Raw genomic sequence first — 17171 nt, forward strand, 5'->3', positions numbered from 1 at the left:
TACTTATTACTATTAAGAAACGTCCCCTTATTTAAAAGCATTTATTTTACAAACCAAATTTAGGGATGCAAGACAATATTTTACTGATTAAACCAATAAAAAACATGAAAAAACAAACTATGTACAATCGCTTAAAACAAGAATACACCAAATTGAATCAACGGATTCAAAAAGCCATGCAAACGGGACGTTTTTATAGATATACGGAGTTTAAGCAGCAGCAATTATTGGGGCGTTTGAAGCGCTTCTCTTTTCAAATAAAGCAACTAGGAGCTGGCGTAGCAGTAGTGACTGCTTTGGGAATGGCAACGCCTGCTGTTGGTCAGGTAGCGAATCTCGTGGAACGGACAGGAGCAGATAATCCCTTTGATGGTTTGTATGGGATGCAAACTTATATTAGACCTAGTTTTGTAGATATAGATGGAGATGGAGATTTAGATATGTTTCAGAATAGCACCGCATTAACAACTGATCCACAGTTTTTTAGAAATACTGGTTCGGACACCAATGCTGTTTTTAGTTTGGTGACAGCTGCTAATAATCCTTTAGTTGGTTTACATGCAGTTATATATAATTCTTTTGTAGATATAGATGGGGATGGTGACATGGATCTATTTGCAGGGAAGATTAATCATTATTATGGGGATAGGATAGAATATTATGAAAATATAGGAACTGCCTTGGTCCCCCAATTTACAAAAAAGACAGGCGTAGATAACCCTTTAGATACTGTAATGAGCCTTACGCTTACTATGACAACGCATCCATTCTTTGTGGATATAGATGATGATGGTGATATGGATTGTTTTGTTGGAGGAACAGAAAATTATAAAGCAGACATACTTTTTTATGAAAATGTAGGAACGGCAACAGCACCTTCTTTTTCTATTCAAACAGGAGTAAATAATCCATTGGATGCATTTACAGACACAACTAACGGTAGCGCAATATCAATTCAGTTTGAAGATATGGATAATGATGGGGATAAAGATGCTTTTATAAATTCACCAGCAGTAAATAATAATATTTTTCAGTACTACGAAAATACAGGAACGGCTACCAATCCTGTTTTTTCTATGAATTTAACTACTCCATTGGACTCTATACCATCTATCAATTCTAAATTTGCTATAGCGTTGGTCGATATAAATGGCGATGGGGATATAGATGTGTTAGAGAGTACAACTTCTTTTCAGAACAATTCCTTTGGATTTTATGAGAACTGCGATATAAAATTAGATTTGGTTAACATAAAAGAACAAAAACTATTAATATATCCCAATCCTTCTAAAGGTGTCTTGTATTTTGATAAGCCATTAACAGGAAACTGTGAATTGATGACAGTAGATGGCAAACAGTTATTTACCCAAGACCTAGAGAATGCCCAACAAATAATACTACCCAAATTGAATGAGGGGGTATTATTTCTAAAAATAGAAACAGAAAATAAACGAATTGTAGAGAAAATTTTGATTAGAAATTAGAAGTATATTTATTTAATAAATAAAGTTTAAGAGTAAAAATTACAAAAATAAACGTCCCCTTATTTAAAAGAATTTATTTTACAAACCAAATTTAGGGATGCAAGACAATATTTTACTGATTAAACCAATAAAAAACATGAAAAAACAAACTATGTACAATCGCTTAAAACAAGAATACACCAAATTGAATCAACGGATTCAAAAAGCCATGCAAACGGGACGTTTTTATGGATATACGGAATTTAAGCAGCAGCAATTATTGGGGCGTTTGAAGCGCTTCTCTTTTCAAATAAAGCAACTGGGAGCTGGCGTAGCAGTAGTGACTGCTTTGGGAATGGCAACGCCTGCTGTTGGACAATCGTATGATTTTGATCGAAAATTCGGTGCTGATAATCCTTTTAATGTTTTTACAACGTCAACTTCAATTAAAGGACTTTCCTATATTGATTTAGACGGAGATGGAGATCAAGATTTATTTGTCTTTAGTGAGCAAAATGCATATAACTTAAAAGTGGATTATTATGAAAATACAGGAACAGCAACAAGCCCTTCGTTTACCTTACAAAGTGGTTCTAATAATCCTTTAGATACGCTCACAGGGAAAAGTGATTTTTCTTTTGTAGATATAGATGGTGATGGCGATTTAGACTTGTTTACATCTACTACTCCATTTAACTATACGACGGAAGAGTTTAATTATTATGAAAATACAGGAACCTCAACAAGTCCTTCGTTTACCTTACAAAGTGCAGCTAATAATCCTTTGGATAGTGTATTAACACATGTGGCAAATTTGAATTTAGGCAATGAAGCGTTTGGATTTTACCCTTCCTTTGTAGATATAGATGACGATGGCGATTTGGATTGTTTTATGGGACTAGTTTCATATGAGATTAGTACAGGAAATTCATCACTAGTTGATGGCGATAAATTATGGTACTACGAGAATACAGGTACAGCAACAGTTCCCAACTTTCAACGTCAGAATTCCTCAAACAATCCTGCTGCTAGCCTCTTTTCGACATCAATTCCTACAACTAGAATAATGAATAAAGCTCAGTTCTATGATATTGATGCTGATGGAGATTATGATATGATCACCAATTTTGAGTTAAATCAAAATTCTGGGGATAATCAGCCTAGATATTTTCGTAATGAAGGTAGTTCAACTAGCCCTAATTTAGTCTCTTTGGGAATGACAGGAACGCCTTTAGATTCTTTATATGCTATATTCGATAAGAAGGTATTTTATGATTTTGCAGATTTAGATGGTGATGGCGATTTAGATGCTGTTGGGAATGTAACAGGATTTGGATTCTACTATTATGAAAATCTAGGACCTGTCGTGGGGATAGATTTAATACCTAATATTGCAGAAGCTATAACTGTTTCCCCTAACCCTACAACAGGACAGGTGGCATTAGAAAAAGCACTAACAGGACGATTACAGATCTTTAATAGTGCAGGACAAGAGGTTTATTCTAAGGAATTGGAGCAAGAAAAAAATCTAGATTTATCTGATCTAGAAACAGGTTTATATTTGTTGCATATTAAAGAAGGAAAAAGAAACCTCCAACAAATAATTATCATTCAAAAATAAGTTTTAACAAAAAACAAACGTCCCCTTATTTAAAAGAATTTATTTTACAAACCAAATTTAGGAATGCAAGACGACATTCCTACCTGATTAAAAATCAAGTAAAAAACATGAAAAAACAAACTATGTACAATCGCTTAAAACAAGAATACACCAAATTGAATCAACGGATTCAAAAAGCCATGCAAACGGGACGTTTTTATGGCTATACAGAGTTTAAGCAGCAGCAATTATTGGGGCGTTTAAAGCGCTTCTCTTTTCAAATAAAGCAACTGGGAGCTGGCGTAGCCGTAGTGACTGCTTTGGGAATGGCAACGCCTGCTGTTGGGCAGTCGTATAATTTTGCATGGAAACAAGGTGCTGATAATCCTTTTGATGGTTTTACAACGTCAACCCAAATTAAAGGTCTTGACTTTGTTGATTTAGACGGAGATGGGGATCAAGATTTATTTGTCTTTAGTTATCGACCATCTAGTACTAATATTCAGTCAGATTATTATGAGAATACAGGAACAGCAACAAGTCCTTCGTTTACACTGCAAAGCGCAGCTAATAATCCCCTAGATACTCTTTCAGATAAAAATACTTTTTCTTTTGTAGATATAGATGGCGATGGCGATTTGGATTTATTTACCTCCTTGAGTCCATTTAACTCTGCTACAGAGGAACTTAACTATTATGAAAACACAGGAACATCAACAAATCCTTCGTTTACATTGCAAAGTACTGCTAATAATCCTTTGGATAGTGTATTAACACATGTAGCAAATTTGAATTTAGCCAATGAAGATTTTGGATTTTATCCTTCCTTCGTAGACATAGATGGCGATGGCGATTTGGATTGTTTTATGGGGATATACTCGTATAGTTATTCTATGGGGGGAGCTCCAGCTATATCGGACAATGATAAATTATGGTACTACGAAAATATAGGTACAACAACAAACCCTGTTTTTCAGCGTCAAAACTCCTCTAATCATCCTGCTGCCAGCCTTTTTTCAACTTCAATAGTAACTGGTAAGGTAATGAATAGAGCTCAGTTCTATGATATTGATGCTGATGGCGATTATGATATGATTACCAACTTTTTTAATACTAGTAATCAGCCTAGGTATTTTCGTAATGAAGGTACTTCAACCAGTCCTAATTTAGTTTCATTAGGAATAATGACTGGTACACCTGTCGACTCTCTATACGCCGTATCTTATAGCAATACGTATTGGGATTTTGCAGATTTGGATGGTGATGGAGACTTAGATGCAATTGTTAATCGGGGGTTTACTCTTCAGTATCTTGAAAATCTAGGACCTGTCGTGGGGGTAGATTTAATACCTAATATTGCAGAAGCTATAACTGTTTCCCCTAACCCTACAACAGGACAGGTGGCATTAGAAAAAGCACTAACAGGACGATTACAGATCTTTAATAGTGCAGGACAAGAGGTTTATTCTAAGGAATTGGAGCAAGAAAAAAATCTAGATTTATCTGATCTAGAAACAGGTTTATATTTGTTGCATATTAAAGAAGGAAAAAGAAACCTCCAACAAACAATTATCATTCAAAAATAACTACCCAGCCTAAAGTATGTAATTTACATACTTTAGGTTTGTTTTCGAATCCTCTATTACAAGTTTTACAACCTATTTTGTATGAAATATCTAGACAATTTACATCCCACCTTATTCTTTGTATTTGTTCTAATCTTTTTTTCAAAAGACATTTTAGCATCAAATTTTACGTATGAAATAGAAATTGGTGGTGTCTATCAAGATTTAGTAAAAACTAATACTTTATCTATTTGTCCCAATACGAATTATAATATTAGAATCAAAACAGCTACAGCAGGTCAAATAGGGCATTTTGTGTCTAGTAACCCAGGAGCAATAGAGTTTAGTAATAATGGAGGAGTAACATTTAGTACTGGGCCTCTTTGTACAGATGGGGCAACACAGGAAATAATGGTGGTTCGTTTCTTAAGTGCAGGTTCTCAAGGGATTGTGATTTATGATTATACGGGGGGGCCAATAGGTGACTGTGCTAGCCTAGGAACTGGAACTTTAGGAACTGGATCGACATTTAATTTTACCGTGCAAGAACCTGTTTCACCTGTACTAGATACGGATATAGATGCCTGTGTCAATAGCGGTGATTTAATTATTACAGGAGGGTGCTTAGCAACGGGAGCTCTTTGTACAGGTAATACGGTTACTTATGAATGGTTTCAAGGTGCTTCTTCCCTTGCTGGACCAAGTACAGCAGCAAGTTCAGGAAATGAATTTACAGTAACAGCAGGTACTATTAGTGGACTTACAGCAGGAACAGGAAATTTTACGTTGACAATGGTTATCTACAAAGACCATACAGGAATTGTTTGTGCTGATCAAGCTGATATTACTGTTCATCGTAGAGAATTACCCGCTTTAAGCAGCTTAACCTTTGATAAAAGCATGGCTGCTGGAAATGCATCGAATGCTTATACCTCTAACAGTACAAGTCCTGCAACAGAAGCAGAAATATGTTTAAATGAAGATCAAGATGTTTCAGTAACTTGTACGGGAGCTTGTCCTCCTAACGCATCAGTAAATGGAAGTAATTATGAATGGTTTATTCGCCCAAGTACAGAAACACTTTTAACAGGTCCGAATGTTCAATCAAGTGGCGCTACTAATGGAACAACAGGTTCAACAAATGCCAGTGGTACTGGGGAGTTTACAATAAACCCATCTACCTTGAGTATCAATCCAGGGATACATGATGTTCTTGTTGTAGCAACCAACGAATGGGGATGTACAGCACAACTGGAATTAGCAGATGAATTTATTGTTAATGATCTGCCAGGAGTAGAGCTTCAGCACGATGGTAGTTTGGGGGGAGCATTAACTTCTTTGGATGGTGTTACCGTCTGTCGAGGAAGGGAGATTGCGCTTTCACCTTATGTTTGCGATGCCAATAATTATACGACCAATCCAGCAACAGTATATACAAAAAACTTAACAAATAATTCAGATCCTAATAATCCCTCTTTAGCATCAGCGGGGGCTTATAACTCACCCTGTGGTGGAACTAATAATGATTATTTTGCTTATTTAGAATGGAGAGCTTTTAATGGTGCGACCCAACTAGATTTTACAGGTGGCTCAAATCCTTTTACTGCAGTAGCACCTACAGGAGGCTCTACAATTTTATTTTCTAATAACCCTAGTTCTGCAAATACAGCGGTAATTCGTACCGAAATAACAGGAACAATTACTTACGAGCTTACAGCAATAGGTCATAATGGATGCTCTAATACAGATGAAATAGATGTTGTTGTACAGGATCCAGAGATTACTTATCGAACTCCAGATGGCACTATTCACAATCAAAATGGAGTAATAAGTGCTTGTGAAAATACGACTATCGATGTAGAAGCTCTTTGTGATTTGTGCGAAAGTTCATTTAACGTTTCATGGGGTAATAATGGAGGACCCAATCCATTAAACCCAACACCAACGTCGAATGCAACTAGCAATCCCGTGACTTCAAGTACTATAGTGGTAAGCGGAGGAACCGATACAAGATATTATGCAAATATTTCAGATAGCAAAGGTTGCGTTAATCAAAATAACACTAATTCTTTTCGTTTACGAGGAGTTGAAGCACCAAGTGTCACTTCTATAACTTATGCGAACCCCTTGTGTAGTGGAGATGATTTTAGAATAGAGTTAAGTGGTCCTGCTGCAACTCCTATGGCTGGTTACCGTTATGATTTATATGACGGAGACCCTAGTGCTGGAGGAGTACTAGTTTATAGCTGTTCTGGAAATTGTGACATACAAAATGTAAATACAACAGCCAATACAGTTGACTTGGTTACAAGTGCCATAAGTGGGCAGACGGCTTATCAGCCAGTAGATGGCAAAACGTATTATTTGGTCGCCAAACAATCGGGAGATTGTGAAACTACTGTAATGGGAGCTACCGCTGTTGTTAATGAATCTCCTAATACTCTTGTTGGAACAGGTTCTGTTTTTGATAGAAATCCGAATAATGAATATTGTAACAATCAAACAGGTCGCTTATTTTTAGATTTGAATGGAGGATCTACTTCTTGGAATTTTGCATGGAGTAGAACGAATCAAACACCTGCACCTTCAGGACCTCCTACCAATATTCCTGCTGTTGATATCGCTGGATTTACGGATGGAGGGCAGTCAAGTGGTTCATTTTGGGGATTTTTAAATCCTCCAATAGGAGCTTCTATTATCAATAACCCTCCTATTTCTGGGAATTATACAGTTGATTTTGAGGTAGTTGTTACGAATGGGGGCTGTTCTCAAACCGTACCATTTACTGGTATAGAAATTATTAACTGTGAAGCTCCTGTATTGCAGGCAGAGCTTTTAGATGAATTTGGGGCACCAGTGAGTGGTTTTTCTTTGTCGGATATAGGTACACCAGCATACAATTATGTCTGTGAGGGAGGATCTTTGCGTCTTAGAGCAGAAAAAGGATCGTCTAGCTATTCTGCTATATATTCATGGAATACAGGGGAAAATACCGCTGAGATCATCGTTCCTACATCGCCTTCTAGTCCTGATACTTTTTATCGGTCAGTTTATGTAATGAGAGATCTAGGAGGAGGGGTTTTAGATACAACAGGTTTTTTGGAACATACTTTTGTCGTGTCAAGAGGTAATGTTAACTTTTACCCACAAGGAGATAATAGTAGTACGATTGACACCTCTATATGCGAAACAGAGCAGTTGTTTGCACAAGCTAATTGCCCAACCTGTTTAGGAGATTTATCATATATTTGGGATGTTAGTACAACAAATGATACCGTTCATGCAACAAATGGATCAACTTATCAATTATATGCAACGGGACCTCCTGTAGGAATGCCTCTAGCGAACTTTGATGTAAACCTGACGTTGAAACATGGAGAATTGGGTTCGTGTGAAGAAACTGTAGTACGACAGATTTCTGTTAATGACTTACCAGTGGTAAGTTTAGTTTATACTAGTTCTGCTTATAATGGAGGAAGTTTGCCAAGTCCAGCTTATTTATGTGATGGAGATGTAGCAACTCTTACTGCAAATTGTTTAGGTTGTAACCCTACTTTATCTACTTATACTTGGAATACAGGAGCAACGACACCATCAATTAATATAGCGAGTCAAGGGGGGTATTATGCCCAAATTACTAACGAGGATGGGTGTCGCCAAATAACTCAAGTTGCAGTAGTAGTTGATGCATTAGATGGTTTAAATTCTCCTGTTGTTGCTAATCCTTCTGAGATTTGTGATGGAAATCCTGTTGCTCTAGAAATTGCTCCTTGTGTAGGGTGTTCTTATCAGTGGATTGATCAAACAACAGCAGCTACTATCCCTTCAGGAAGAATTCACTCAACAGTAGATACGGGAGTATACTATGCTGTAGTGACTAACGCTCAAAATTGTACTTATCAAACAGCTCAATTACTAATTAATGAAACAACACCTGCTGTACCTAGTATATGGGGAACAACAGATTCTGTTTGTGCTAACCAAACTGCTAGACTCTGGACAAACTCAGGAACGGGCTTTCGATATCAATGGTATAAAGATGATGGTAGTGGTTTTTATCTAATTAGTGGTGCAACTGATTCTAGCTACACGACGATACCTGGCGAGATAGGTACTTTTAAGGTTGCTGTTATTTATCCTAATGGTTGTATAGAAGAGTCTAACCTCTTTATTATAAACTCTGCTACATTTACGCCTAATATATATAATAATGGTATTAATGAAATTTGTAAAGGTGCTACAGTAGAGCTCTCAACCGATTTATATGCTAACTGGCAATATCAATGGTATCGAGATGGTATCTTAATACAAGATACTTCAGCAACAGGATCAATTTATTATGCTGATTCAGCAGGTTCGTATTATGTAGAGGTAACTAATTATAATTTGTGTGTTGTTCAATCATCAACTATAAATCTAATAAAGACAACATTATCAAAACCTACTGCAACAACAACAACTCCAACAATTTGTCCTGGAGAATTGGGTAAGCTTTCTGTTTCTCTTTGTACAGGATGTAGGTACGAGTGGTTTAATACTACCCCAACTTCTTTAGCTCCTAGCTCTGTATTAGGTTTTAACTATAATAGTGTGACAGCATCAGGAGACTATTATGCTGTTGTATCCAAAGGAATTTGTTCTGAGACTTCGGATACCGTTAACATTACTGTAAATCCAGTATTTACCCCTGCAATAACCTCTTCTTCTAATGTTGTTTGTGATGGGAGAAATGCTCTATTAGTAACTCCAGGATGCACAGGTTGTTCTTATAGTTGGCTTAAAGATGGAGCACCTGTGTTGGGAGCATTAAATGACACATTCCATAACATTACTAGTATTATTGATACAGGAGATTATCAGATAGCTGTTGACTATCCAAATGGTTGTAGTGATACCTCAATTACCTTAACAGTTAGTAATGGATCTTATAATATAGATTTAGTCATAGATACTTCAAATAATAGACCTTTAGATTCTGTTATTTGTAATGGGGTAGGAGAAGTATTAACTGCTTCTACTTCAATTACTCGTACAGGAACTTATTTTTATACGTTGTATTTAGATAATACTCCCGTAACCAATTATTCCAATGTGACATTTTCTAGTTTCCCTGGAGATTCTGCTGGAATTTATACTGTACAAGCGATAGACCCATTAGGATGTAGGGCTTTATCTAATTTACTGCCTTTAAGAAAAGTAGATGTTGTACCAATATTAACTTCACGTGCAACTGCAGATCCTAACTCTGTGACTGCAAGTGCGATTTGCACAGATAGTGGAACAGTGCATTTAGATGTTTCGAATTGCACAGGTTGTGATTTTTTATGGGTACGTAGTTCTAATTTAGTAAGTGATACAATTACTTCTATAGATACTTTATTAATTGAAAATTTTGAAACAGGTACACTAGCAACAGGATGGACTCGTCTTCCTACTACAGTAAGCCTAACTACAGGAGGTTGGGTAATCGACTCTTCTCATTATTTGTCATCAACAGGATTTCCCATTCCATCAACAGGTCGTTCTATTATAGCTGCTTCGAATGATGATACTTGTAGTTGTAACATGATTGAAGATCGGATTATTACAGATGGAATTGATTTATCCATAACTTCTGTTTCCCTATTAGAAGAAGCTCGTCTTGCATATGATGGATATTATATAGGAACATCCGTTGCAACTGTAGATGTTAGTACAACAAGTGCTACAGGTCCTTGGACTACTATATCAACAGTAAATAGTAACCCAGAATGGCAAACAAGATATGTAGATTTAACAAATTATATTGATAGTGGAACAATTTGGTTATCCTTCCATCACAGCGATACAGGAGTCAATGTTATTGGTCCTAATGCAAAAGGATTTGCTATTGACAATGTATTGATAACTAGACATAAGAGGACAACCTATATTACTTCTGAAGGAACAGCTGGTACAGGAGGTTATACAGTTACAGCAACTAATGATGGATGTTCTGCTATATCAAACTTAGTTACCATTGCTGATTTAACAATTATTGCTAATCCACTGAATTCAGAAGCCAACACAACAGATACAAGTATTTGTAATGGGCAATCTGTTACTTTAGAGCATGCAGCATCCATGGGCAATCCTTCGACACACTGTTCGGGATGTTCTTTCAGATGGTTGCGTACATTAAATCCGATTAATGGGGCAAGTAATTATCAATATGTAACTAGTACACCAGGGACTTACAATTTAGAAGTAACGACTTCGGATGGTTGTGTAGATACCTCATCTGTGATCAGTATTCGTCAAGTAGATCCACCATCAGGGTTGACCTTGGATTTTGATAGCTTAGTATATGTAAGCCCCACTGTTCAAGCGACAGGAACACCGTTAGCCTCTAATGGTGATTCTATAGATATGAATAACTGGATTTTCCCTGCTTATGCAAGACATGATTTGGCAAATACCAATTTCTCAAGTTATTTTAGAAGTGCTCCATTTAACGGTGCACTGGCTGCAAATGCAGGATTGCAAGGCACGGATAGTATTAACTTTCACCCAGCAGATAGTTTGTCTGGTTATCATTTAATTACCTATTATTATGATACCTTGGGATGTGTCTTTACGGTAAGCGATGTTTTAGAGGTATTACCACCCGCAGCTATTTCTGTAACCAATCTTAACCCATCCTCAGTAGCTTATGAAGCCTGTGTAGGAGATGATTTGGTAATCAATGCCGTAAATTTAGATTTTGCTATCGATCAAGTATTCGCTTTTGATGCAGATGATAATTATCAATTAATCGGTGCGAATTCAATTACCAGTACCTCTGATACTTTTGGCACTAATGTCCGTTGGAATACAAATATTAATTTAACGGTACCTGGAAATGCCTATGCTTCTTATTTAATGTTAATAGGAGATAACTTAGTAACAGGAAGAAGGGATACATTATTTACTTCATATGTTCTGATTCATAATACTGATTTGAGCTTTACAGGGTTGCCAAATATGTTGTGCTCTAATGGAGAGGGGATTACATTATTTGGTAGTCCAACAGGAGGCTCTTTCTCAGCTAGAGATATCTCAACAGGAGCATTAATTCCAGGAGCTTTTGTTGGTGATACATTGTACCCGCAACAATTTAATCAAAGTGCCTATGTGGATGGCAATCAATATGTTGATATCTATTATAGCTATACAGAAACGTATACGAATGGTAATTTATGTCCAGATAACGATACTGTTTCCAAACGAAAAGAGGTAAAAGATGTGCGCTTGACAGACGTTCAGTTTAATACTATTTCGGTTTCTCAGACAAGAGAATTGTTAACCAACTTAGTATATCAAACAACGCCTTATGCTGCTCGTCCGAACAAACAACCTCTGTATGTAAGTACGTTTAGTGGTAGTTTTACAAATCCTGCTGGGCGTCCAACAGAGTTTTTGCCTGCCAATGCAGGAGTTGGAACACATGCATTAACTTATAGTATCAAAAGTGGTGATTGTATCAATTCGGTAGAAGATAGTATAACGGTAGTGGCTGCACCAACGCCAATACCAATGCCAGATACAATTTGTCGCAATTATGGTACAACTCCTTTTGCTAGAGAAATAGCGAGATTCCCATATAGTCCACCATCGGTATCTTATCCACCCAATACAGCAGTTGCTTCTTATACAGACGAATTAAATATAATTAATGTAACGGGAGCAGGAGTAACAGCTGTTAGTACGGTTCCTGGAAATGAAAGTTATACTTATGACCCTACACTTGTAAGTGGTAATTATGATACATTAATCATTGAATATGGGTTTTACAGAGATGAAGATACATTAGATGTTTATGGAAGTGGAAATCCTGTTGACTTTGATACATTAGAATATGTAGTGGCAAGAATTGTTAAGCCTATATACATTGAGGATTTGACACCTGTAAATATTATAGATACAATTGTTTCTCCTTTCTATTGTCAAGAAAATATCTTGCATCTATTAGCAGGAAACCCTTCTAACAATTCATTTGGAGGCGGAATATTTATGCTATATGGAGGAACGAATCAATATCAATTTGGAGACACATTATTTAATAGTGTTATTAACCCTTATGATGTTAACCACCTAGAAAATGCCATTACTACCTATGATTTAGTTTATATCTTGGATGGTGTAGTATGTAATAATTCTGATACCATGAGTATTACAATTAACAGAGGGTTAAATCCAACATTTGCTACTGCAAATGGATTAGATGAGTTCTGTGATACAGATCCTAATGTCCAAATAATACACAACGTATCGTCTCCTGATACAGCTATATGGACCATTGGAGGAGTACCGCAACCTTCATATGTATTTGGTCCAGATCCATTAGATCCAGGGCTTCACGTAGTAGAATTGCAACAACTATCAACTTATATTCAAGGAAATGATACCTTTGTCTGTTCTGCATCAGCTATTGATACATTTACAATTCATGCATTACCTGCATTGACGATGTTACCGCCTTTAGAGACTCAATACTGTGCAAATGATACAGTAGTAGATTTAACAGTATCTCCAACGCCAAGTTGTAACGTTTATGGAGCTTCTGGGCATATAGTTTTAGATGAGAAATTTAATTCAGGTATTCCGCCAAGTTGGAATTCAACCTATAGTTTTGGGGGTAAAAACTGGACAGGAGCTACGTCATTGCCACAGGGTGGTACAGGAGGAGCTGCATTTATTGATACTAGTCATGTGTTAACAGATTCTTGGTTGATAACAAAATCATTGAATCTAGTTGCAGGGCATCGATATAGATTGACATATATGGTTCGTGCAGGTGAGCTTGACTCCACTTGTTCTGGTTTCTGTGATGCAGCTTTGGTTGTTGCTATGGGACCAGCAGCAAACCCTGCTAATATGGGGGCACAGTTAGATTTACAACTTGCTATTAGTGAGGATCGGACTTATGTTCGTTATGTTGTTGATCATTATCACGATCCCCTTCTTGGTTTTACTACAGGAACTTATCATTTAGGTTTCCGAAGTGCTACTCCAGCTTATGGACGCTCTTTAAGACTAGATAACGTTAGAATGAGAGACATGACTATTGCGGACTGTTCTCTTACTGGAATTGGGTATATGGATGGACCGGGTGTACACCACGTAACAGATTCTTCTTATCAATTTAATCCTCTAGCAGTTCCGACAGGAAATGTAGAAGTGAAATATGTTTATACCGATGTTAGAGGTTGTCAAGATAGTTTAGTTTATCCAATTACAGTAGATACAGCACCAATTGTTAGCTTTACCGATTTGCCGCCAACATATTGCGAAAATGAGCCAACTTTATTGTTAACAGGTACACCTCTAGGAGGGCAATTTACTAGTACGATGGGGACGAACTTGGTACCAGTAGGTTTAGCAGTATTAGATACAGCCAACTTCCCTGTAAATTACCAAACAAATACAACAGGCAACGATATTGTTACCTACCGTTTTGAAGATAACAATGGTTGCGTGGAAATTGTACATGATACGATAGACATTGTACCATTGTTGGATAGTGTGTATATTGCTAATTCTTTAGATCCATTTGGAAATGGCCATTGTGTGGATGCAGATTCAACAATATTAGATGTGAACTTATTCTCTGGAACATTAATTACGAATGGTACATTCTATGGTGCAGGAGTTCGGAATGGAACAGCTGGTGCAGGTGGTGCAATTTTCTATCCTGATTCAGCAGAAATAGATATGGGGCATACAGGTGATGTGACAGTAGAATACATCTACAATACAACGACAGGTTGTGCAGATACAACTAGATTTACAACTAGAGTACATGCTTTACCAGATTTAACTTTTATGAATCTGCCAGATAGTCTTTGTCTCAACGCAGATTCGTTCCAAGTAGTTGCTATCAATCATGTTGTGACTGGAGCGATGGGACAAATAATGTATGCGGATACCTTGATTAATGAAGGAACATATATAGCAAGAGATACTAGTGGTAATAATTTACCAAACTTCATACAACTATTTGATACTTTGTATCCTTATACAGCAGATGGATACAGCCAAGTAAATGTTACTTATTCCTACACAGCTCCTAGTTCATTGGGATTATGTTCTAGTACAATATATGATAGTGTAAGGATAGATACGGTGCCTATTGTGTACTTTGAAGATTTGAGACCTTATTATTGTGAAAATGAGCCTCAAAGTATTTTCTTAGCATTCCCTGCATTTAGTGTGGGTTCAGGATATTTATCAATTGATTCGACACGAATTGATAGCAGCTTCTTCTGGATTGATCCAAGCACAATGGTAGGCCCAGGACAAACAACCGCTGTTTACCCTGTTTATTATACATTTACAGATACAAGGGGGTGTAGAGGCGAAGGCTATGATACCTTTGAAGTAAGACCTTATCCAAGAATCGTGTTTGATCCTATGGCGCAAGATACATTCTGTCGTCAAGTAGGGCGTTATGATTTAAGACAACTAGTCGTCGCTCCTACAGGAGGATACTTTACAGATAATTTAGCATTGACAAGTATTCAAGACAGTTTCTTTTTGAATTTGAATGCTTTGGCTGGCCCTAGATTGGTTACTTATCATTATGTAGATCCAGCAACACAATGCGAAAATCAAGATTCTATTTGGCTCTATTTGTTTAATGCCCCTGAGATTGACTTTACTGTCTATGGAGGGTGTGCTCAAATGGATATTACGTTTGATCCAGTTACTAATAATTTGGTAAATGGAATTGACTCGATTACTAGTATTTGGTGGGATTTTGAAGGAAATGGAATGATCACAAACTCTCCTTTGGATACTTCGGCAATAACAATGCCCGATATGCTATATCAATATACGGCAAGCGGCACTTACAACGTAACTTTGAATGTTCAAAATCAAGGTAGTTGTCCTGCAAGTCTTACTAAACCGTTGATAATATCTCCTTATCACGACTTAGCTTCTGATTATTTTGAAGATTTCAACAGTGGTGCTGGGGACTGGTATGATGATCAACCGATAGATGTAACTCCAAGCAATGTTTGGACTCATGAGAATAGTTTGACAGGCAATCATATTAGTAATTCCAATGGATTTTGGGTAACAATGGCCGCAGGTCCTCTTTATGAGGTCAACCAATCGGCTTGGGTTTATAGTCCCTGTTTTGACTTTACCAATTCAAGACGACCGATGATTGCATTGGATTTATGGAGAGATGCATCTCCTAGAATTGATGGTGCTGTGCTAGAGTTTTATAACAACACTAGCAACCAATGGGAGTTAGTTGGGGATGTTGGAGAAGGAATTAATTGGTATCAATATGACTTTGTTTTGAGTCAACCAGGTAACCAATTGAATATGATTAATCCCAAAGGATGGTCGGGACGTAGTAATGGTCCAGAAAGTGCACGTTTGCGTTTGGATCAATTTAAAGGACAGAGAGATGTTCGCTTCCGTATCGCCTTTGCATCGGCTTTACAATCTGTAATTGATTCTTTATCAGGTAATGATTATGAAGGTGTTGCGTTTGATAATGTATGGATTGGAGAGCGAACTAGAAATGTATTGGTAGAACATTTTGATCATGTTAATTATGTGAATAGTAATAGCATTCCTTCTTCTGTTATCAATCAATCTGTTTACAATAAGATCTTTAACTCTTGGAATGGTTTAGATGTTATTTTGATTCAGTATCAAACAGAAGATTTAAGCTTGACCGCTGATCCATTGTATTTAGATAATGAGCCTGATTTGAGCTCACGTCAGTATCAATATTCTGCTCAGCCTAATAATATTTTTATAGATGGACAAACGGTGGGAGATGGCTTGTCAGAATCATTAAGCCAGTGGCATCTAGATCATGATATGTTGCAGTTCCCTGATTTTGATATTCAAATTACGACTCCTGTTAGTATTGTTAATGGCGTATTGACTGCTGAGGCAACTGTGGAAGCATTAACAGCAAAAGATTCTAGTATTATTTATACAACACGAGTAGCTGTTATTCAAGATAGCTTTACCTATGTTGGAAACTCGCATATACTTAGTGCCTTCCGTAAAATGTTACCCAATAATGCTGGTATCAGAAAAACAAATGGTTGGCAGCAAGGGGAACAACAGCTAATTAATGAGCCTTTGACGCTCTCAACATTAGGACAACGAGTGCCTGTTGATGAAACACAGTTAGAAGTTATTGTTTTTGTACAAAATGCCAATGATAATTCAAGAGAGGTGTATCAAGCTTCTACAACACAGGATTTGAATAGGTATACTGGAACAATAAAAGTAGAAGATGACGAGGCAACAGAAATCTTTAGCTTAAATGTTTATCCAAACCCATCTAGCAATTTATTTAATGTCTCATTTGATAAAGCGTTAGAAGGGGAGTATAATTGGCGATTGGTTGATGTTACAGGACGTGTTCTCCAAACAGGACAAACGGCTAAAGGAACAGAACAATTTACAATTAATGCAGAGCGATTAGTTGATGGTGCTTACTTCTTTATTATTAACAGTGATGATAATAGAGCATACGCACAACGAAAATTAATTGTTATTAAATAATAT

4 protein-coding genes are annotated in these 17171 nt (G+C 36.9%); all 4 read left to right on the forward strand.

Going from position 1 to position 17171, the window contains the following annotated elements; translation table 11 throughout:
* Positions 1 to 104 precede the first annotated feature (104 nt).
* The 4 genes from CG11_RS19925 to CG11_RS19940 all read left to right on the forward strand — a co-directional run bounded on the left by CG11_RS19925 (position 105) and on the right by CG11_RS19940 (position 17168).
* On the forward strand, positions 105 to 1484 hold the full coding sequence (locus tag CG11_RS19925; RefSeq protein WP_197043889.1) for a T9SS type A sorting domain-containing protein: 1380 nt from the start codon (positions 105 to 107) through the stop codon (positions 1482 to 1484).
* A 136-nt stretch (positions 1485 to 1620) separates the two neighbouring features.
* The gene (locus CG11_RS19930; RefSeq protein WP_197043890.1) at positions 1621 to 3084 is read left to right on the forward strand and encodes an FG-GAP-like repeat-containing protein; all 1464 of its coding nucleotides are present in this window, start codon (positions 1621 to 1623) and stop codon (positions 3082 to 3084) included.
* Positions 3085 to 3191: 107 nt separating this feature from the next.
* On the forward strand, positions 3192 to 4649 hold the full coding sequence (locus CG11_RS19935) for an FG-GAP-like repeat-containing protein (RefSeq protein WP_052598602.1): 1458 nt from the start codon (positions 3192 to 3194) through the stop codon (positions 4647 to 4649).
* Between the two features lie 81 nt (positions 4650 to 4730).
* Positions 4731 to 17168 carry a T9SS type A sorting domain-containing protein gene (locus tag CG11_RS19940; protein ID WP_052598603.1) on the forward strand — a complete coding sequence of 4146 codons (12438 nt, stop codon included), beginning with the start codon at positions 4731 to 4733 and terminating at the stop codon, positions 17166 to 17168.
* Positions 17169 to 17171: the final 3 nt, after the last annotated feature.

This window comes from Aureispira sp. CCB-QB1, assembly GCF_000724545.1.
GTDB lineage: Bacteria > Bacteroidota > Bacteroidia > Chitinophagales > Saprospiraceae > Aureispira.